Genomic DNA, 18,973 nt, shown 5'->3' with positions numbered 1-18,973 from the left:
CCGGCCCGAGCGTCAATTGTCCCGATATGAATGACGCATCTCAAGTTTATGACGCCGCCGTGATCGGCGGCGGGCCAGCGGGCCTGACCGCAGCCGTCGCGCTGGCCGCTACCGGCGCGAGAACCGCCCTCCTCGCCCGCCGCGCCCCCTATGCCGACAACCGCACCACGGCGCTGTTGGGAGCCTCCACCGAGCTGCTCGAACGCCTTGAGGTCTGGCCGCGCTGCCAAGACAAGGCTGCCGCCTTGCGGACCATGCGCCTTGTCGACGACACCGACCGGCTGATCCGCGCGCCCGAAGTGCGGTTTTCCTCGGACGAGATCGGTCTCGAACAGTTCGGCTACAACATCGACAACCGATCGTTGATGGTTGCGCTCGAAGAGCGCGCCGCCGAGCTTTCCAGTTTGACTCGATTTGACGATGAGGCCGCCGCGATCGACCCGCAGGATGCGACCGTCGCCATCCGCAGCGGCAAGGGCGAGCAGCTTTTCGCGCGGCTCGTGGTCGGCGCAGACGGGCGGCAATCACCGTCCCGCGAGGCGGCCGGCATCAAGACCAGCCGCCGCGACCTTCATCAGTCGGCGCTTACCTTCAACATTTCCCATTCTCGACCGCACAACGGCATCTCCACCGAGTTTCACACCGCGCATGGTCCATGCGTATTCGTGCCCCTGCCCGGCAACCGCTGCAGCGTGGTGTGGGTTTCGGAAACCAGAGAAGCGGAGCGGCTGATCTCGCTTGGCGACGAGGAATTGTCGGAAGCCACGGAAAGACAGTCGCACTCCATTCTCGGCCGCGTCGAGGTGGAAGCCGGGCGCAACCTGTTTCCGCTGACGATCGAGCGTCCCGAGCAATTCGCCAGCCATCGCGTCGCGCTGGTCGGTGAATCCGCCCACGTGGTGCCGCCGATCGGCGCTCAAGGCCTCAACATGGGATTGCGCGATGCGGCCGACATCGCCGATATCGCCGGCAATGCGATCTCGCGCGGCGAGGATCCGGGGTCGCCGGCCGTGCTGGCGCGCTATCAATCCGCGCGTCGTGCCGACGTCGCAAGCCGCTTGATCGCGATCGATGTCGCCAACCGCTCCCTGCTCAGCGATTTCCTGCCCATGCAATCGCTGCGCGCGGCCGGCATGCACCTGCTCGGCTCGTTCGGACCGTTGCGGCGGCTTGCCATGCGCGAGGGGCTGGCGCCGACCTGGAAGCGCGTAAGCTAGCTCCGGACGCCCGCGTGAGGGCTGCGACCTCGCCCAACTCTACTTTGCATGGGGTTGTTTTCGCGATTTTGTATCTCCGCGCCACACTTACGGAAACACCAGCCGCCCGCTCTGGATGAACCACATCACGCTGGTCAGCGTGACCACGGATGCGAAGGTCCCGATCAGGACGGCGACGGACGCCGGCTCGATCCAGGTACTGTTCTGCCGGGCGATCACGAACACGTTCAGCGCCGGCGGCAGCGCGGCCATCAGGACGGCGGTCGCGGCCCAGGGCTGCGCAAACGGGCCGAACAGCAGCATCAGCCCGAACACGATGAGCGGATGGATCAGGAGCTTGATCACGATCACGCCGGGCACTTCCCAGGGCACGCGATCGAACGGGCGCAGCGCCACGGTAACGCCCAGCACGAACAGCGCCGTCGGTGCCGCCGCGTTCTGGAGAAATAGCAAGGTCCTGTCGACGGCGACCGGCACTTGAATGTGCAACGCCGCGACAAGCGCTCCCGCGGCGGCCGACATGATCAGCGGGTTGAGCACGATCTGCCGCGCGGCGATGCCAATGGCGTACAGGAGCGACGGATGCTTGCGATCGCTCAGCGCCATCAGCAGCGGCACGATCGTGAACAGGAAAATGCTGTCGCAGCAGAAGATCAACGCCGTCGGCGCCGCTGCCTTGGCTCCGAGCACCGCCAGCGCCAGCCCGGGGCCCATATAGCCGATATTGCCGTAAGCGCCGGCAAGGCCCGCCATCGTCGCCTTGCGCAGCGACAGCTCGCCGATGATGCGGCCTGCCACCATGGCAAGCACGAAGGCGCTCACGGTCGCCAGCGTGGTCGCGATCAGAAATGGCGGGTTGTTCAGTTCGGAAAATGGCGTCTCCGACATGATGCGGAATAGCAAGGCCGGCAGCGAGACGTAGAGCAGAAAGAAGTTCATCCAGGAGAGGCCCGACTCCGGCAGCCCCTTGGCCTTACCGCAGGCAAAGCCGATGAAGATCAGGCCAAAATAGGGAAGCGCGAGGTTGAGGATGTCGACCATCTCGTAAAGCGTCTTTTCGTCAGTGATTTTGGGGAGATGGCGCCGGATATGGCCACCACGCGTAAAGGTTAATTCGTCCTATTGCCCCTAGCATCGGCCACAATCATGGTCTATTCGACGGGGCATGATCAAAGCGCGCACCGCCAAATTTCAGATCGGGCAGATCGTCCGCCACCGGGTGTTTTCATTCCGTGGCGTGATTTTCGATATCGATCCGGAATTCAACAATACCGAGGAATGGTGGTTGTCGATCCCAGAGGAGGTTCGGCCTGCCAAGGATCAGCCGTTCTATCACCTGCTCGCGGAAAACTCGGAGTCCGAATACGTCGCCTACGTCTCCGAGCAAAATCTGCTGCCGGACGATTCCGGCGAGCCGATCCGGCACTCGCAGGTGGCCGAGATCTTCGTGAAGGACAAGTCCGGCGGCTACCGCCCGCGCAACCCGTCGCTGAACTAGTAGACTAGCAATCTCTGCCCAACGAAAAAGGCGCCCTGGTCGGGCGCCTTTTGTTTTGTCGAATGGCGCGGCTGTTACTTCGCTGCCGGATTTGCAGTGGCGCCGCCCGGCTGGGCGCCCTCCAGCTTCTTGCGTTGCTCCTCAGCACGCTTCTGCAGCTCTTCCTGCAGTTTCTTCTGGTTTTCCTCGAACTGCTTCGGATCGGTCGGCGGACCGTCAAAGGCCTTGGCGAATTCACCGGCGAGCGGCAGCGGCAGCGTCAGCGGCGCGCCGTTGGAATTGATCGCCTGAACAACCAGATTCTGGCCCTTCTTCAAGTTGGCGATCAGCTCGGGGGTTGCTTCGTAGTCCGACATGCAGCCGTTCTGGAAGCAGATTACATAGGGGCCCTGCTGCGGCGGATTGTTATCAATGATGATCCGGGTTCCGTGCACGAGCTGCATGCCGAGCGGTAAGGTCACGCGAAGGAGCTTCTTCGGCTCGCCTTCCGGCTCGATGATGACGGCGGCGATGACGGGTTGGCCCGACTCGATGCGGCCGTCCTTGCCGGTGAAGCAAACCTGCTTGGCGCCGGCTTCCTGACCCTTGAGGCAGAACTTGGTCCAGGGCGCGTAGATTAGCTGGACCTGCTGCTCCTGGGGCGGGGGGGCGGCGCCGGGAGCGCCAGCCGGAGGGGCTTGTGCCGCGGGAGCGCCGGCGGGACCCTTGGGAGCAGCCTTCGGAGGCGCTTTCGGAGCGGCAGGCGCCGGGGCAGCCTTCGGGGCCCCGGGCGCTGGCTGCTGAGCTTGCACGCCCGACGCAATCAACGTTGCCGACAATGCCGAGGCCGCCAACAGGGCGATCTGCCCACGCGGCCGAATCGACGCGGCGAAGATACGGAAATTCATTGCGGAAAACCCTTTCTGAACCGGAGCGCCCGAAACCGCTACAGGCACCGACACCAAGCCGCGCTGGGGCGGCTGTCTCGTTGGCAATTGAGGCGGTTACGTGACAGGCGTTCCCGCGGTCATCAACTGCCCGCCTTCAATACAGCGGCAGACGAAAAGATCAATGCCGACAAGCATCTTTGGCGTTCCCCGCAGGCCGAGGCCGAAGCCTATGGTAAAGCTTTCTTCGTGCGCATTTTCGAATCAGATACCTGCCCGTCCATGACCCGCTTCGGTCGTATCCGCCTGCGTGTGCTCGCGGGCATTGCCCTGGCGCTGGCTGTGACGCCGCTCGCGCCAGTCCACGAAACCAGAGCGGCCGAAAGCCCCGCGCTGGCGATGCACGGCGCGCCTGCTCTTCCCGCCGGTTTCACGCATATGCCCTACGTCAATCCCGAAGCGCCGAAGGGCGGACGGCTGGTCTGGGGCGCCCTGGGAACTTTCGACAGCGTCAACCCCCTGATCGTCCGCGGCCTCGCGGTTCAGCAGATCAGGGGCTTCGTGGTCGAGAGCCTGATGGCGCGCAGCAACGATGAGGCTTTCACGCTCTATGGCTTGCTGGCCAAAACCGTCGAGACCGACGACGCGCGCAGCTACGTCTCGTTCCACCTCGACCCGAGGGCGCGCTTCGCCGACGGCAAGCCGGTCACAGCAGAGGACGTCCTGTTTTCGTGGGCCTTGCTGCGCGACAAGGGGCGCCCCAATCACCGCCAGTATTATTCCAAAGTCGTAAAGGCCGAAGCGCCCGATCCGCTCACCGTGCGGTTCGATTTCGGCGGTGGCAACGACCGCGAATTGCCGCTGATCCTCGGTCTAATGCCTGTCTTGCCGAAGCATGCGGTCGATCCGGCAACGTTCGAGGAAACCACGATGACCGGACCGGTCGGTTCCGGCCCCTATCGCGTCGCCGCCGTTAAGCCCGGCGCCAGCGTCACCCTGACCCGCAATCCCGACTACTGGGGCCGTGATCTGCCGGTGAATCGGGGCTTGTGGAACTTCGACGAGATCAGGATCGACTTCTACCGCGAATCCAACGGCCAGTTCGAGGCATTCAAGCGCAGCCTCTATGACTTTCGCGCCGAGCACGAGCCGCTCCGCTGGCATGAAGGTTACGATTTTCCGGCCGCCCGCAACGGCGAAGTGATCCGCGATACCATCAAGACCGGAATGCCGCAGCCCTCGGAATTCCTGGTGTTCAACACGCGGCGTCCGGTGTTTTCAGACGTCCGCGTGCGGCAGGCCCTGACGCTGCTGTTCGATTTCGAGTGGATCAACCGCAATTACTTTTTCGGGCTCTATGCGCGCGCGGCAGGCTTCTTCGCAGGGTCCGAACTATCCGCCTACGCCCGCCCGGCCGACGAGCGCGAGCGCGAACTCTTGAAGCCGTTCGCGGCACGGATCCGGCCGGATATTCTCGATGGTACGTACCGCCTGCCCGTCACCGACGGATCTGGCCGCGATCGCACGACGTTGCGCAGCGCGCTCAAGTTGCTGTCGGAAGCCGGCTACGATCTCGATGGCGCCGTGCTGCGGCAGCGTTCGTCCCGGACGCCGCTCACCTTCGAAATCCTGGTGACGACGCGCGACCAGGAGCGGATTGCGCTTTCCTATCAGCGCGACCTCAAGCGCGCCGGCATCGAGGCCAGCGTCCGCGCGATCGACCCCGTGCAATTCGACCAGCGCCGGCTGGGGTACGAGTTCGATATGCTGCAGAACCGCTGGGACCAGTCGCTATCCCCCGGCAACGAGCAGTCCTTCTACTGGGGCAGCCAGGCCGCCGACATTCCCGGCACCCGGAATTACATGGGGGCCAAGGAGCCCGCGATCGACGCCATGATCGCTGCCCTGCTCGAGGCGCGCGAACGCCCGCCTTTCGTCTCCGCGGTGCGGGCCCTCGATCGCGTCCTGATGTCGGGCTTCTACGCAATTCCAGTGTTTAACGTGCAGGAGCAATGGATTGCGCGGTGGAATCGGATAGAACAACCTACAGCGAACGCGTTGACGGGCTATCTGCCGGAAACCTGGTGGCAGAAGCCGGAAATGAAGTGAACTCGCCAAGCGATCCAACCTCCGTGACAGAGCCGAAGTAACGCCGTGACCCAGCCCACCGCTTCGCCAACGCTCGATACGTTGTTCAAACGGAACCTGGCACGGCAGCCGGACGCGCTGGCGCTGGTCGATCCCCCCAACAAGCAGCGCATCACCGGCCAGCCGCCGAAGCGTCTTACCTTCGCGCAGGCCGACCGTATGATCTCGTCGCTGGCCGCGCACTTCATCGAATCCGGCTTGCCGTCCAATTCCGTGATCGCGGTTCAATTGCCGAACACCATCGAATTCGCGCTCACCGTGCTCGCCGCCTTCCGCGCCGGCCTGGTCGTCGCGGTGCTGCCGCTGCTCTGGCGGCAGTCGGAATTGACCATGGCGCTCAACCGCACCGCCGCGCGGGCGATCGTGACCTCGAGCAAGGTCGACGGCGTGATCTACTCGGATATCGCTATGAACGCTGCCGCCGAAGCGTTCTCGATCCGCCATGTCTGCGGCTTCGGCGGCGACCTGCCCGAAGGCATGGCCTCGCTCGACAACGCCATCTTCCGGGAATCCCCGACCACGCGCGCCGTGGTCCAGGACGGCCGCAAGGCGGCGCTGATTTCCTTCGATGTCACCTCGGACGGTTTCCGGCCGATCCCGCGCGCCCATCTCGGCCTGATTGCGGGCGGCCTTGCCATGTCGCTCGAAAGCGACGTGCCGCAGGGCGCAACGATCCTATCGGCGTTCTCGCCGATGTCATTTGCCGGCCTCGCCTCGTCGCTGGCGATCTGGCTGCTGTCGGGCGGAACACTGGTGTTGCACCATCCTTTCGACGACGAGGTGCTGGAACAGCAGATCATCGAGCAGGCCTGCGACACGCTGATCGCACCTGCCCAACTGGCGCTGCGGCTGGACGAACTGGACCTCGGCGCGCGGATGCCGAGCCTGCGCAACGTCATCGGCCTATGGCGGACCCCGGAGCAGGTCGGCTCCAGCGCGTGCTGGGTCGCGCAACAGGTGACGCTGACGGATGTCTATCTATTCGGCGAGGCCGGATTGTTCGGCGCGCGCCGGATCGCGGAGGACGGCTCGCCGGCCCTGATCAAGCCGGGTCCCCACGGTGCGCCGCGCGATCTGCCGGGATCGTCGATCGCGGGCGAGATATTGCTGACCCCGCGCGGCACGTTGGGACTGCGCGGACCGATGGTGCCGGTCGCGGCCTATGCGCCGCCTCCACCGCCGAGCGATTCCCTGATCGCGGCGCCGCCGCGCGATTACGTCGATACGGATTACGCGGCGCGGCTCGACCGCGTGACCGGCGCGGTCAATATCACCGCGCCGCCGTCCGGCGTGATGGCTGTCGGCGGCTACCGATTCCTGGCGCAGGAGCTCCAGGAGTGGGCGCGCCGGCTCGGTCAGGGCGCGCTGCTGACCGCGCTGCCGGACCGCCTCAGCGGCCATCGGCTCGCCGGCCGTGCGCTCGACAATGCCCGCGCCCGAGACGCGCTGACAGAACTTGGACTTAACCCGTTGATGGTTGAAGCATTTAGGGATCGGAGCAACGCCGCCTGAGAGGCCGCTGGCGGGCGCCCGTTGACGCCGCATTAAGCGCGGCAAACTAGGATCGCAGCTTCCTATTGCGCACCTGGTCCGAGTTCTCAGATGTCCCAGCAAGGTCCGATCCTCGTCGTATCGACCGCGAAACGGCCGTCCTTTGCCGCCATGCTCGATGTTGCGAGACTGTTTCCGGTGGTCGAGAGTGGCTGGGCGGATGCGGCGCGCGCGGTCGAGCAGGTGCAACCGGCCGCCGTGCTGGCCGAAACCTCCGGTACCAATGCAGCCGGACTGGCGGAGCTGGCCGTGCGGGTCGCGGCGCGACAGCCCTATCTGCCGCTGATCGCGATCGACCCGCAGAACCCTGTTCCGGACAACGTCATTCCCTTTTTTCAGAGCCAAGTCCCACACGCCCAACAAGGCGGCTCCGACCGGCTGGCTGCCCGCCTGCGTGCCGCGCTGCGCGTGCGGTCATTGCATGCGACTGTGATGCGCCGGCTGGTGCCGGCAGCGCCAATGGCGTTGTCGCATATCGATCCGGCGCGCGACGCTACCGTGCTGCTGATCGGCCGCGGCGGCGCCTATCCGGCGCTGTCGGTCGCGCTTGGCGAGCGCACCGGCGTGGTCGGCGCGCTTTCGATCGAGGCGGCAGCGAAGCATCTCAACGCCAGGGACATCGACGGTGTCGTGCTCGGCGAAGGATTCAGCCTGCGCGTGGTCGATGCCTTCCTCACCGTGCTGACCGAGGACGCCCGCTTCCGCAATCTTCCCGTCGTCGTGGCGGCGGGCGATCTGGTGCCGGCCTATGATTTGCCGAACCTCGAGATCGTCTCCGGCGACGCTGTCGAAGTGGCAGCGATTGGGCTCCCGCTGATCCGCCAGCACGCCTTCGAAGCGCATCTGAGCCGCACGCTGAAGGCCATCGACGCCGATGGCCTGATCGACGCGCGGACCGGTCTGCTTACCCAGGAAGCCTTCGAGCGCGACTTTGCCAGCGCCATCTACCAGACGCAGCAACGCGGCGGCGGATTGTCGGTGGCGCGCTTTGCGTTCGATCCCGAACACCCCCGCGCGCAATTCGATGGCGCGCGGATCATCAGCCGCCTGATGCGACAGATGGATTTCGGCGCCGCCCAGGACGACGGCTCGGTTGTCGTGGTCTTCGCCGAGGCCGACCTGAAGTCGGCTCACGCCATCGCGCGGCGGCTGTCGAGCGTGATGCGCCATACCAGCCACGGCCAGCGCGACGCACGGTCGGAGCCAACCGTGACGGTCGCAACGCTGCTGCCGAACGATTCCGCGAAATCGCTGCGGTCACGGCTGCAGGAAGACGCGCAACGGGCAGCGTCATAGGTGGGCAAAGGCGCGCTTCGCGCCGTGCCCACCATCTATCCACAATGCTGTTGTGAATGGTGGGCACGCGGAGCCTGTCATCGGGCGCGCATTCGCGCGACCCGTGGGCTTTGCCCGGCCTACGGTTCCTCGCAATTGACGGGAGAAGCCAGGCCGAATCTCCTACGCCGCCTTCTTGCTCTCCGCGAGATTGGCGAGCTGCCGCAAGATCTCGGTCGTACCCATCAACCGCTCCTCAGGCGTCTTCCATTGCTGCAGGAACACCACCTTCATATCCGGCCGCACCTTCGCGGCCTGGCCGTGCTGACGGATAAAGGCGACGAGGCGATCCGGCTGGGCAAAGCTGTTGTCGCGGAACGAGATCACGGCGCCCTTCGGACCCGCATCGACTTTCTCGACATTGGCGCGGCGGCAGTAGGCCTTGATGGCCGCGACCTTGAAGAGATAGCGGACCTCGTCCGGCAGCACGCCGAAACGATCGCGCATCTCGGCGGCAAAATTGTCGATCTCCTCGTCGGTATCGAGATCGGCGAGCCGACGATACAGCGACAGCCGCACCGAAAGATCGTTGACGTAATCCTCGGGGATTAGCACCGGCATGCCGATGGTGATCTGCGGCGACCAGCGGTCTGCGGCGGGCTCGGCCACGCCGGCCTTGAGGTTGAGGATCGCCTCCTCCAGCATCGATTGATAGAGCTCGAAGCCAACTTCCTTGATGTGACCGGATTGTTCTTCGCCGAGCAGATTGCCGGCGCCGCGGATGTCGAGGTCGTGAGATGCGAGCTGAAAGCCCGCGCCCAGCGTTTCCAGCGACTGCAGCACCTTCAACCGCCGCTCGGCCTGTGCGGTAATTTTCTGCTGCGCTGGCAACGTGAACAGCGCGTAGGCGCGGAGCTTCGAGCGCCCGACCCGCCCGCGCAACTGATAGAGTTGCGCCAGCCCGAACATATCCGCGCGGTGCACGATCAGCGTATTGGCGTTCGGAATGTCGAGGCCGGACTCGATGATGGTGGTCGAAAGCAGGATGTCGTATTTGCCGTCATAGAAGGCCGATATGATGTCCTCGATTACGGTCGGCGGCATCTGGCCGTGCGCAACCGCGACCTTCATTTCCGGCACGTTCTTGTCGAGGAAGTCCTTGACGCCGGCAAGGTCCTCGATCCGCGGCACGACGTAGAACGCCTGCCCGCCGCGGTAGCGTTCGCGCAGTAAGGCCTCGCGGATCATCAGGGGATCGTGCGGCGCCACGAAGGTGCGCACCGCGAGGCGATCGACCGGGGGCGAGGCGATAATCGAAAGGTCGCGCACGCCGGTCAGCGCAAGCTGCAGCGTCCGCGGGATTGGCGTCGCGCTCAGCGTCAAGACATGCACCTGCGCCCGCAACTGCTTCAGCTTTTCCTTGTGGCTGACGCCAAAGTGCTGCTCCTCGTCGACAATCAACAGGCCCAGATCGCGGAACTTGATCGACTTGCCGAGCAGCGCATGGGTGCCGACCACGATGTCGACATTGCCTTCGGCCAGCCCCTTCTTGACCTGCGTCAGCTCCTTGGCCGGGACTAGGCGGGAGGCCTGCGCGACATTGACTGGGAAACCTCTGAAGCGTTCGGCAAAATTCTTGCTGTGCTGGCGGGCAAGCAGCGTGGTCGGCACGACGACGGCGACCTGCTTGCCTTCGAGCGCGACCGCGAATGCCGCGCGCAACGCCACCTCCGTCTTGCCGAAGCCGACATCGCCGCAGATCAGCCGGTCCATGGGACGGCCGGTTTCAAGGTCTTTCAGCGTGGATGTGATGGCGCCAAGCTGATCCTCGGTCTCCTCATAGGGGAAACGCGCACAGAATTCGTCATAGACATGCGGCTGCACCGGCATTTTCGGCGCTTCGTGCAGTTGCCGCTCGGCTGCGATCTTGATGAGTTCGCCGGCGATCTCGCGGATCCGGTTCTTCAGCTTGGCCTTGCGCGCCTGCCAACCGCCGCCACCCAGCCGGTCCAATTCGACATTGGCGTGATCGGAGCCATAGCGCGACAGCAACTCGATATTCTCGACCGGCAGGAACAGCTTTGTTTCAGCGGCATAATGCAGTTCGAGACAGTCATGCGGCGCGCCGCCCACCTCGATCGTCTGCAAGCCGACAAAGCGCCCGATGCCGTGCTCGACATGCACCACGAGATCGCCGGTCGAAAGGCTCGTGACTTCCGAGATGAAATTGTCGAGCTTGCGGCTTGATTTGCGCTGCCGCACCAGGCGGTCGCCGAGGATGTCCTGCTCGCTGATGACGGCGAATTCGTCGGTCTCGAAACCGCTCTCCATGCCGACCACCGCCAGCATGGCCTCGTTGCGCGGCGTCGCCTGCACGGTACGCCAGGCGTTGACGGTGGTGATATTGGCGAGCTTGTGGTCCCGCAGCATGCTGCCCATGCGGTCGCGCGAGCCTTCGCTCCACAGCGCGATCACCACTTTCTTGCGCTGCGCCTGCAATGCAAGCACATGCGCCACGACGGCTTCGAAGACGTTGACGGAAGTGTCGGCCCGCTCGGGCGTGAAATTGCGGCCCTGCCTCGCGCCGGCGTCGAACACGTCCCCGGCCCCTTCCGGCACCGCAAACGGCGTCAGCCGCGCCACCGCAGCTTCGCTCAGCCGCGTCGTCCACTCCGTTTCCGTCAAGTAGAGCCGGTCCGGCGGCAACGGCTTGTAGATCGCGCCTGACCCCGGATGTTCCAACGCCTCGCGCCTGGCCTCGTAATAGTCCGCGATCTGCTTGAAGCGTTCGCGTGCGGCGTCCTCGCCTTGCGGTTCGATCGCGATCGGCGCATCGTCGAGGTAATCGAACAGCGTATCCATCCGCTCCTGGAACAGCGGCAGCCAGTGCTCCATGCCAGGATGGCGGCGGCCCTCACTGACGGCCTCATAGAGCGGATCGTCGCGCTCGGGCGCGCCGAAGGCTGCGACATAGCCCATGCGAAAGCGGCGGATGGTTTCAGTGACGAGCTGGAATTCAGAGATCGGCACCAGGTCGAGCCCGCGCATGTCGAGCAGCGTGCGCTGGGTTTCCGCATCGAAGGTGCGGATCGATTCGAGGGAGTCGCCGAAGAAGTCGAACCGCACCGGCTGGTCGAGCCCGGCCGGAAACAGATCGAGGATGCCGCCGCGCACGGCGTACTCGCCGGGCTCGCGCACGGTCGAGGAGCGGTTGTAGCCATTGTGCTCCAGCCAGGCGACGATCGAATCCATCGGTACGACATGACCGGGCGCGACCGACAGCGCCTGCGCCGCCACAACTTCGCGCGCGGGCACGCGCTGTACGATGGCGTTGACGGTCGTCAGCACGATCAGCGGTTTGTCGCTGCCCTGCAGGCGCGACAGCCGCGCCAGTGTCGTCAGCCGCTGCGCCAGGACACCGCCGTGCGGCGACACCCGGTCATAGGGCTGGCAGTCCCAGGCCGGAAACTGCATCACCGGCAAATCAGGGGCGAAGAATTCCAGCGCCCGCGCCAGTTGTTGCATGCGCGGACCGTCGCGGCAGACCACGGCAAGGCTGACCGCCGGCGGTTTCGGCTTGGCTGCGACCGCACGCGCGAGGTCGGAGACGACGAGCCCCTCCGCGCCCTCGGCGACATTGGCAAAGGTCAGCGCGCGGCCGGGAGCCAGCAGCGCGGCGGGCGATTTGACAGGTGCCTTCATGCGTCGTGGTCCACGGCGCGAAACGCCTTGATACGATCGAACAGCGCGGTCGTCGCATACTCCGGATCGAGCGGCTTGTCGCCGGTCAGCGCTGCATAGAGGTCGGGATCGGGGACCTCGATCAGGCGCTCCAGTTCGGTCAACTCGTCATCGCGCATGCCCGATATCTCGGCATCCGCAAAGCGCCCGAGGATGAGGTCCATCTCACGGGTGCCCCGATGCCAGCAGCGAAATAAAAGCCGCTTGCGGCGGTCATCGAGGCCACCGCTCGATCGTGTCGTACCCGTCATTTTCACTGGTCCCATCCGAACGCCAAAAGCCCGGACGTGCCGGGCCGGCTTGATATAGCGGTCGAGATGACGAATGTCAGCCCCAACAGTTCCGTGAATTACAACTACGGTGTCATTGCCGGGCTTGACCCGGCAATCCATCATCTCTTGAAGAGTGATGGATGCGCGGTCCCGTCTCCGCCAAGGCTTCGCCGGACCACGAGGGCGCCCGGCCGCCGAAGCCTTGGCGAAGGCGGTAAGCCCGCGCATGACGCGCTATGTGCGACGAGAGACCTGATGCGCCCCACCCTGCTCAATCCCTTGTTTGCGCCGGTCACGAGCCTGCCTGGCGTCGGGCCGAAACAGGACAAGCTGTTGCGCTATCTGCTCGACCGCGATGAGACCCCGCGGCTGGTCGATCTCTTGCTGCACCTGCCGGCCAGCGTGATCGACCGCCGCGCGCGGCCGAAAATCCGCGAGGCGGTACCGGGAACCGTGGTGACGCTGGAAGTCACCATCGACCGCCACCGGCCGCCCCCGCCCCGCAATGCCCGCGCGCCCTACCTCGTCTATGCTTCTGATGATACCGGCGACGTGGTGCTGACGTTTTTCCGCGCCAAGCCCGGCTACGTCGAAAAGCTGCTGCCGGTCGGCGAGAAGCGCTACGTGTCCGGCACGCTGCAGATGTATGACGGCATCCCGCAGATCGTGCATCCCGACCGCGTCGTCGACGAAGCCGGCTTTGCAAAACTCAGCGGTATCGACCCGGTCTATCCTCTCACTGAAGGTCTCGCACTGGGTTCGCTGCGCCGGGCCATCGCGCAGGCGCTGCAGAAGTTGCCGGAACTGCCCGAATGGATCAGCCCGGAAGTGATCCGCCGCTGCAACTTTCCGCCGATTCGCCAAGCGCTCACCCGCGTGCATGTGCCGGTCGAGCTCACGGACATTTTGCCTGACGGCCCGTTCTGGTCGCGGCTCGCCTTCGACGAGCTGCTCGCCGGCCAACTGGCACTGGCGCTGGTGCGCGCGCAATTGCGGCGTCCGGCCGGCGACCGCAATGCCGGCGATGGTCACCTGCGCCACAAGATCATCGATGCGCTGCCCTACGCGCTCACCGCCTCGCAGCGCGCGGCGGTCGCGGCCATCACCGAAGATTTGCTCCAGCCGGTGCGGATGTTGCGGCTGCTGCAGGGCGATGTCGGATCGGGCAAGACGGTGGTGGCGCTGCTCGCCGCGGCTGCGGTCACCGAGGTCGGCAAGCAGGCCGCGCTAATGGCGCCGACCGAAATCCTCGCGCGCCAGCATATCAAGACGATCGCGCCGCTGGCCGAGCGCGCAGGTCTTCGTGTGGCGATCCTGACCGGCCGCGAAAAAGGCAAGGAGCGGCGTGAAATTCTGGCGCGGCTCGAAGCCGGCGAGATCGACTTTCTGGTCGGCACCCATGCGCTGATCCAGGACGACGTGATCTTCAAGGCGCTGGCGCTGGCGGTGGTCGACGAACAGCATCGCTTCGGCGTACGCGAACGGCTCGCGCTCACCAACAAGGGCGAGGCCGTCGACGTGCTGGTCTTGAGCGCAACACCGATCCCCCGCACGCTGGTACTCACTTATTTCGGCGATATGGACGTCTCCGAGTTGCGGGAAAAACCGGCTGGCCGCCAGCCGATCGACACCCGCGCCGTTCCCGCCAGCCGCCTCGATGAAGTGGTCGATGCCGTCGGCCGCGCGCTGAAATCAGGCAAGCTGGTCTACTGGATCTGTCCGCTGGTCGAAGAATCCGAGGCCGAGGGCACTGAACATCTCACCAACGCCACCGAGCGTTTCGAGCGGCTGCGGAAACGTTTCGGCGACCGCGTCGGGCTGGTGCATGGGCAGATGAAGGGCCCGGATAAGGATCGCGTGATGGCGCAGTTTGCCGCCCACGAGATCGGGCTCCTGGTCGCCACCACCGTGGTCGAGGTCGGCGTCGACATTCCCGCGGCTACCATCATGGTGATCGAAAACGCCGAGCGTTTCGGGCTCGCGCAATTGCACCAGCTCCGCGGCCGGATCGGCCGCGGATCGGAGTCCTCGACCTGCCTGTTGCTCTACAAGGAGCCGCTCGGTGAGATGTCGGCGGCGCGGCTGAAGGTGATCCGGGAGACCACCGACGGCTTCAGGATTGCGGAGGAGGATCTCAAACTGCGCGGCGAAGGCGACGTGCTCGGCATCCGCCAGAGCGGCCTGCCCGGCTATCGCATTGCCCGCTCCGACGTGCACGGTCAACTCATCACGCAGGCGCGCGACGAAGCGCTGCGCATCATGAAGGACAATCCGAAGCTCAAGGGCGAGCGCGGTGAAGCGCTGCGCTGTCTGCTCTATCTGTATGAGCGCGATGAAGCGGTGCCGCTGATCGGCGCTGGATAATTCGCAACCGTGGCAACGCGAAGCCGGTAGTGCTCGGCGCCGTCGACGATCTTGTCGAGCAGCGCATCCAGAGCCCAGAATTTCTCGCGGATATCGAAGGTGACGGCGCGGCTGTCGGTGCAGGAGAACGTGCCGAGGCGCTGGTGATAGAGCTTGGCAAGCTTCGGGTAGCCCATCGGTTCGGCCATGGCCGACAGCGCGAGGTAGACGGAAAGTTCGTCCGCTAGCGCCGGATGATAGGCATGCTCGGTCATCAGCCACCTGTAGAGATCGGGATGAAAGTTCGTGAATACGCCGGTGAAGCCGCGTGAGCCGGCTTTCATTGCCTCAAAGGCAATCGCCGCATTGGCATTGACGATGGAAAGCGGCGTGCCCCGGGTCAGCGTCACGCGGCGCTTCACCGTTTCGAGGTCGCAGGACACATCCTTGAGGATGACGAAGCGGCCGGTGTTGGCGCAGAACTTTAGTTCATCATCGGTGAGCAGGCGGCGATAGGGCGCCGGGCATTCGTAAAGACCTAGCGGAATTTGCTTCGGCAGCCGATCGAGCAGCCAAGTCAGATCGTCGATGAACTTGCTGCCGCCTTCCTGCTTGGCGTCGAGCCGGTTGGTGACGAGCACCATGCCGTCGACACCGGTCGCGGCAATCGCGGTCAGCTCGGCAAGTTGGTCGTCCAGGCTCTCGCTGATGTGACCGGACGCGATCACCGGGACTTGGCCGGCTGCGGCTTTCTTGACGAAAGCGGCGAGCGCAACCCGTTCGTCGAGAGTGAGAAACTGCATCTCGCTGGACTGGCAGACCGCAAACAGCGCGTCCGAACCATTGTCGATGTACCATTCCACCAGCCGGCCGAGGCCGGGATAGTCGATCTGGCCGCTTTCGGTAAACGGCGTGATCATCACCGGAATGATGCCTTCGATCTTCTTCGTCATGATGTCGGCGCCGCCCTACTCCACCTTCGCCTTCGCGGGAGCCGGCTTCAGACCCGCGGCCGAATTGGCCACGCGCGCCGCGTTCGCCATGCCGGCCAGCGCGCCGTTGCGCTTCTGTTGATCGGAGCCGGGCTGCACCACGCCGGCCGACATGATCAGCGTCGCGGCGTCCTCGGTCGTCATGTCGACTTCGATGATCTTGCTCTTCGGCACGTAGAAAAAGAAACCCGTGGTCGGGTTCGGCGCGCAGGGCAGGAACACCGAGATGTGCTCTTCCTGGTCGGGAAGCTGGCTGGCGATGTTCACGCTCGGCGGCTGCGAGATCAAGACGATCGACCACATGCCCGGCGAGGGAAATTCAACCAGGCCGACCTTGCGAAAGCTCGACCCCTTGCCCGAGAACAGCGTCTCGAACACCTGCTTCAGGCCGCGATAGATCGCGCGCACCACGGGCATGCGCCCGAGCAGCCGCTCGCCGAGGTCGACCAGCGTCCGCCCGATCAAATTGGCGGTAAGGAAGCCCAACAGTGTCAGCGCAACCACCGCGACGATCAGCCCCGAGCCGGGCAGCCCGAATGGCAGATAGGTTTCCGGCCGGTAGGCCGTGGGCACGAACGGCCGGACGATACTGTCGACCCAGTTCACGAACCACCAGGTCAGGTAGAGCGTGATCGCGACCGGCCCTGCGACAATCAGTCCGGTCAGAAAATAGTTCCGGAAACGGGCCATTAGCCCGGGAGGGTGAGCCTCTGGGAGAGGTTCATCCAGGGGCGCGGTCGGGGGCAGCTCTTCGCGGTTCATTCGGGTTCCAGGTCGGGGCGCAGCGGGCCTTATGCCAGCTAAGCCATCCTAGCAGGTTTTTGAAGGGCCAGCGTGACAGCCGATAGTCTTGACTATTCGACGGTTACCGATTTGGCGAGATTTCGCGGCTGATCCACGTCGGTGCCCATCACCACGGCTGTATGATAAGCCAGAAGCTGCACCGGGATGGCATAGACCATCGGGGTGAATGCCGACGCCATGTCGGGCAGCACGATGGTAACAAGGGAATCGACGGTGGCCTCCGCTGCGCCCTTGGCATCGGTCATCAGGATGATGTTGCCGCCGCGGGCTGCGACTTCCTGCATATTGGAGACCGTCTTCTCGAACACCCGGTCGAACGGCGCGATCACCACCACCGGCATGTTCTCGTCGATCAGCGCGATCGGCCCGTGCTTGAGTTCGCCGGCGGCATAGCCCTCGGCATGGATGTAGGAAATTTCCTTCAGCTTCAGCGCGCCTTCCAGCGCCATCGGGTAGCTGGTGCCGCGGCCGAGATAGAGCACGTCCTTCGATTTCGAGATGTCGCGCGCCAGCTTTTCGATCTGCGGTTCCAACGTCAGCGCCGCCGCCATCAGCCGCGGAATCTCGACGAGGCCGTGGACGAGCTTGGTCTCGTCTTCGTCAGACAATTCGCCGCGCGCCTTGCCGGCGGCGACTGCGAGCGAGGCCAGCACCATCAACTGGCAGGTGAAGGCCTTGGTCGACGCGACACCGATCTCGGGACCGGCGAGCGTCTGCAGCACGGTTTCGCTTTCGCGCGCAATCGTCGACGTCGGGACGTTCACCACCGACAGGGTGTGAACGCCCTCAGCCTTGGCGTAGCGCAGCGCGGCCAGCGTGTCAGCGGTCTCGCCGGATTGCGAAATGAAAATCGCGAGATCGCCCTTGCGCAAGGGCGCCTCGCGGTAGCGGAATTCGGAGGCGATATCGATTTCGACCGGAATGCGCGCCAGCCGCTCGAACCAGTATTTGGCGACATAGCCGGCATAGTTCGCAGTGCCGCAGGCCGTGATCGAAATGCGCTGGATGTCCTTGAAGTCGAACGGCAGCTTGACCGGCAACATGACGCGCTCGCTCGCCATGTCGATGTAGCGCGCCAGCGTGTGGCCGACCACTTCCGGCTGCTCGTGAATTTCCTTGGCCATGAAGTGGCGGTAGTTCGCCTTGTCGACCAGCGAGGTCGAGGCGCTGTGCTTGACCGCATCCCGATGAACGATTGCGTTGGTCTTGTCGTAGATGACAGCGCCCTTGCGCGTCAGCACCACCCAATCGCCGTCTTCGAGGTAGCTGATCGTATCGGTGAACGGCCCGAGCGCGATCGCATCCGACCCCAGATACATTTCGCCGTCGCCGTGACCGATCGCCAGCGGCGGGCCGTTGCGGGCGCCGATCATCAGATCGTCGTCGCCCGCGAAGATGAATCCGAGCGCAAACGCACCGCGCAGTTCCGACAGCGCCGCCCTCACCGCTTCGACCGGCTTGATGCCCCTCTGCAGCAGGCTATCGACCAGATGCAGAACGATCTCGGTGTCGGTTTCGGTCTTGAAGACCGCGCCCTTCTTCTCCAGCGCTTCGCGCAGCTCGCGAAAGTTCTCGATGATGCCGTTGTGAACGACGGCGACGCGATCCGTGGCGTGCGGGTGCGCATTGTTCTCGGTCGGCTTGCCGTGCGTTGCCCAGCGGGTGTGCCCGATCCCGGTGTGCCCCTTGAGCGGTTCCGCATCTAGCCGCTTCTCGAGGTTCTTCAGCTTGCCCTCGGCGCGGCGGCGCTCAAGGTGATCGCCTTCCAGCGTGGCGACGCCCGCGGAATCATAGCCGCGATATTCAAGCCGTTTGAGTGAGTCCACCAGAAGCTCCGCGACCGGAGCTTTCCCAAGAATGCCGACAATGCCGCACATGCGGTTCAATTTCCCCAAATCGACGAATGCGTCGCAACCCGCGAGTGTCTTAATGGCAATGGCAGGCCGACAGATACTCAATAATTGTTGCGCATTGCGACAGTCTTAAGCGTAAAGCTTAACGGCCGCCACCCGCGATTACCCTGTCACATCCGCCTGGCCGAAGGAATATGAGTCCGCGATCTCGCGGCATGATCTGCCCGAGGCTTGGCCTTGGTTCCCCCCGAGGAGGGAGCAGGGAATGCCGGGCGCTTGCTGCACCCGCGGTCTCGTGTGCAATAAGCGCTAAGAGATGCGCACACGAGCAGACAGGTACAGCCGAGGCACTCCGGCATTCCCTGCGCAATGGCTTTACGGCTTACTTCGTGCTCTTGTGTCCGCAAGATCTG

The 18,973-nt window shown here is 64.5% G+C and carries 13 protein-coding genes; 6 read left to right on the top strand and 7 right to left on the bottom strand.

The window, feature by feature from the left end; all coding sequences use genetic code 11:
• Positions 1 to 26: 26 nt before the first annotated feature.
• Entirely contained in the window at positions 27 to 1,217 is a 1,191-nt protein-coding gene (locus CQ13_RS25000) for a UbiH/UbiF family hydroxylase (protein WP_057845498.1), read from the top strand.
• 87 nt (positions 1,218 to 1,304) lie between these two features.
• Here the strand turns inward: CQ13_RS25000 and CQ13_RS24995 are convergent, their stop codons facing one another.
• Positions 1,305 to 2,258, bottom strand: coding sequence for an AEC family transporter (locus CQ13_RS24995; RefSeq protein WP_057845497.1), 954 nt, complete (start codon positions 2,256 to 2,258; stop codon positions 1,305 to 1,307).
• Positions 2,259 to 2,382: 124 nt separating this feature from the next.
• On the opposite strand from CQ13_RS24995, the gene hspQ reads away from it, so the two are divergent.
• On the top strand, positions 2,383 to 2,715 hold the full coding sequence (hspQ, locus tag CQ13_RS24990; RefSeq protein ID WP_057845496.1) for a heat shock protein HspQ: 333 nt from the start codon (positions 2,383 to 2,385) through the stop codon (positions 2,713 to 2,715).
• Positions 2,716 to 2,789: 74 nt separating this feature from the next.
• On the opposite strand, the gene CQ13_RS24985 is transcribed toward hspQ, so the two are convergent.
• On the bottom strand, positions 2,790 to 3,602 hold the full coding sequence (locus tag CQ13_RS24985; RefSeq protein ID WP_057845495.1) for an invasion associated locus B family protein: 813 nt from the start codon (positions 3,600 to 3,602) through the stop codon (positions 2,790 to 2,792).
• Positions 3,603 to 3,863: 261 nt separating this feature from the next.
• Between CQ13_RS24985 and CQ13_RS24980 the strand changes: the two genes are divergently transcribed.
• The 3 genes from CQ13_RS24980 (at position 3,864) to CQ13_RS24970 (ending at position 8,576) form a co-directional block, all read left to right on the top strand.
• Positions 3,864 to 5,690: an extracellular solute-binding protein gene (locus CQ13_RS24980; RefSeq protein WP_057845532.1), complete on the top strand. Its 1,827-nt coding sequence runs from the start codon at positions 3,864 to 3,866 to the stop codon at positions 5,688 to 5,690.
• Between the two features lie 45 nt (positions 5,691 to 5,735).
• On the top strand, positions 5,736 to 7,241 hold the full coding sequence (locus CQ13_RS24975; protein WP_057845494.1) for an AMP-binding protein: 1,506 nt from the start codon (positions 5,736 to 5,738) through the stop codon (positions 7,239 to 7,241).
• Between the two features lie 90 nt (positions 7,242 to 7,331).
• Positions 7,332 to 8,576 carry a hypothetical protein gene (locus tag CQ13_RS24970; RefSeq protein ID WP_057845493.1) on the top strand — a complete coding sequence of 415 codons (1,245 nt, stop codon included), beginning with the start codon at positions 7,332 to 7,334 and terminating at the stop codon, positions 8,574 to 8,576.
• 162 nt (positions 8,577 to 8,738) lie between these two features.
• Here CQ13_RS24970 and mfd read toward each other — a convergent pair whose 3' ends face one another.
• Positions 8,739 to 12,257 (bottom strand): transcription-repair coupling factor, encoded by a 3,519-nt coding sequence (mfd, locus tag CQ13_RS24965; protein ID WP_057845492.1) that lies wholly within the window; start codon positions 12,255 to 12,257, stop codon positions 8,739 to 8,741.
• Positions 12,254 to 12,547, bottom strand: coding sequence for a succinate dehydrogenase assembly factor 2 (locus tag CQ13_RS24960; protein WP_057845491.1), 294 nt, complete (start codon positions 12,545 to 12,547; stop codon positions 12,254 to 12,256). Before CQ13_RS24960 ends, mfd begins: the two co-directional genes overlap by 4 nt.
• A 276-nt stretch (positions 12,548 to 12,823) precedes the next feature.
• Here CQ13_RS24960 and recG point away from each other — a divergent pair, with 276 nt between their 5' ends.
• On the top strand, positions 12,824 to 14,932 hold the full coding sequence (gene recG, locus CQ13_RS24955; RefSeq protein ID WP_057845490.1) for an ATP-dependent DNA helicase RecG: 2,109 nt from the start codon (positions 12,824 to 12,826) through the stop codon (positions 14,930 to 14,932).
• Here recG and CQ13_RS24950 read toward each other — a convergent pair.
• From CQ13_RS24950 to glmS, 3 genes are all read right to left on the bottom strand, one after another.
• Positions 14,884 to 15,864: a dihydrodipicolinate synthase family protein gene (locus tag CQ13_RS24950; RefSeq protein WP_057845489.1), complete on the bottom strand. Its 981-nt coding sequence runs from the start codon at positions 15,862 to 15,864 to the stop codon at positions 14,884 to 14,886. The two genes, recG and CQ13_RS24950, sit on opposite strands and share 49 nt — an antisense overlap.
• Before the next feature lie 15 nt (positions 15,865 to 15,879).
• A complete protein-coding gene (locus tag CQ13_RS24945; RefSeq protein ID WP_057845488.1) occupies positions 15,880 to 16,665 on the bottom strand; it encodes a DUF502 domain-containing protein in 786 nt (261 codons plus the stop codon).
• 92 nt (positions 16,666 to 16,757) lie between these two features.
• Positions 16,758 to 18,584, bottom strand: coding sequence for a glutamine--fructose-6-phosphate transaminase (isomerizing) (glmS, locus tag CQ13_RS24940; protein WP_057845487.1), 1,827 nt, complete (start codon positions 18,582 to 18,584; stop codon positions 16,758 to 16,760).
• Between the last annotated feature and the right edge of the window lie 389 nt (positions 18,585 to 18,973).

Source organism: Bradyrhizobium retamae (assembly GCF_001440415.1).
Taxonomy (GTDB): Bacteria; Pseudomonadota; Alphaproteobacteria; order Rhizobiales; family Xanthobacteraceae; genus Bradyrhizobium; species Bradyrhizobium retamae.
Note: the sequence above shows the minus strand (reverse complement) of the source record. Positions and strands in the feature narration are given on the sequence as shown.

What these genes read in the sequence shown, in the direction of transcription:
- CQ13_RS24980 (WP_057845532.1), top strand. Translation starts at nt 3,864, where the DNA reads ATGACCCGCTTCGGTCGTATCCGCCTGCGTGTGCTCGCGGGCATTGCC.
- CQ13_RS24950 (WP_057845489.1), bottom strand. Translation starts at nt 15,864, where the DNA reads ATGACGAAGAAGATCGAAGGCATCATTCCGGTGATGATCACGCCGTTT.
- glmS (WP_057845487.1), bottom strand. Translation starts at nt 18,584, where the DNA reads ATGTGCGGCATTGTCGGCATTCTTGGGAAAGCTCCGGTCGCGGAGCTT.
- CQ13_RS25000 (WP_057845498.1), top strand. Translation starts at nt 27, where the DNA reads ATGAATGACGCATCTCAAGTTTATGACGCCGCCGTGATCGGCGGCGGG.
- CQ13_RS24985 (WP_057845495.1), bottom strand. Translation starts at nt 3,602, where the DNA reads ATGAATTTCCGTATCTTCGCCGCGTCGATTCGGCCGCGTGGGCAGATC.
- CQ13_RS24945 (WP_057845488.1), bottom strand. Translation starts at nt 16,665, where the DNA reads ATGAACCGCGAAGAGCTGCCCCCGACCGCGCCCCTGGATGAACCTCTC.
- CQ13_RS24970 (WP_057845493.1), top strand. Translation starts at nt 7,332, where the DNA reads ATGTCCCAGCAAGGTCCGATCCTCGTCGTATCGACCGCGAAACGGCCG.
- recG (WP_057845490.1), top strand. Translation starts at nt 12,824, where the DNA reads ATGCGCCCCACCCTGCTCAATCCCTTGTTTGCGCCGGTCACGAGCCTG.
- CQ13_RS24995 (WP_057845497.1), bottom strand. Translation starts at nt 2,258, where the DNA reads ATGGTCGACATCCTCAACCTCGCGCTTCCCTATTTTGGCCTGATCTTC.
- hspQ (WP_057845496.1), top strand. Translation starts at nt 2,383, where the DNA reads ATGATCAAAGCGCGCACCGCCAAATTTCAGATCGGGCAGATCGTCCGC.
- mfd (WP_057845492.1), bottom strand. Translation starts at nt 12,257, where the DNA reads ATGAAGGCACCTGTCAAATCGCCCGCCGCGCTGCTGGCTCCCGGCCGC.
- CQ13_RS24960 (WP_057845491.1), bottom strand. Translation starts at nt 12,547, where the DNA reads ATGACGGGTACGACACGATCGAGCGGTGGCCTCGATGACCGCCGCAAG.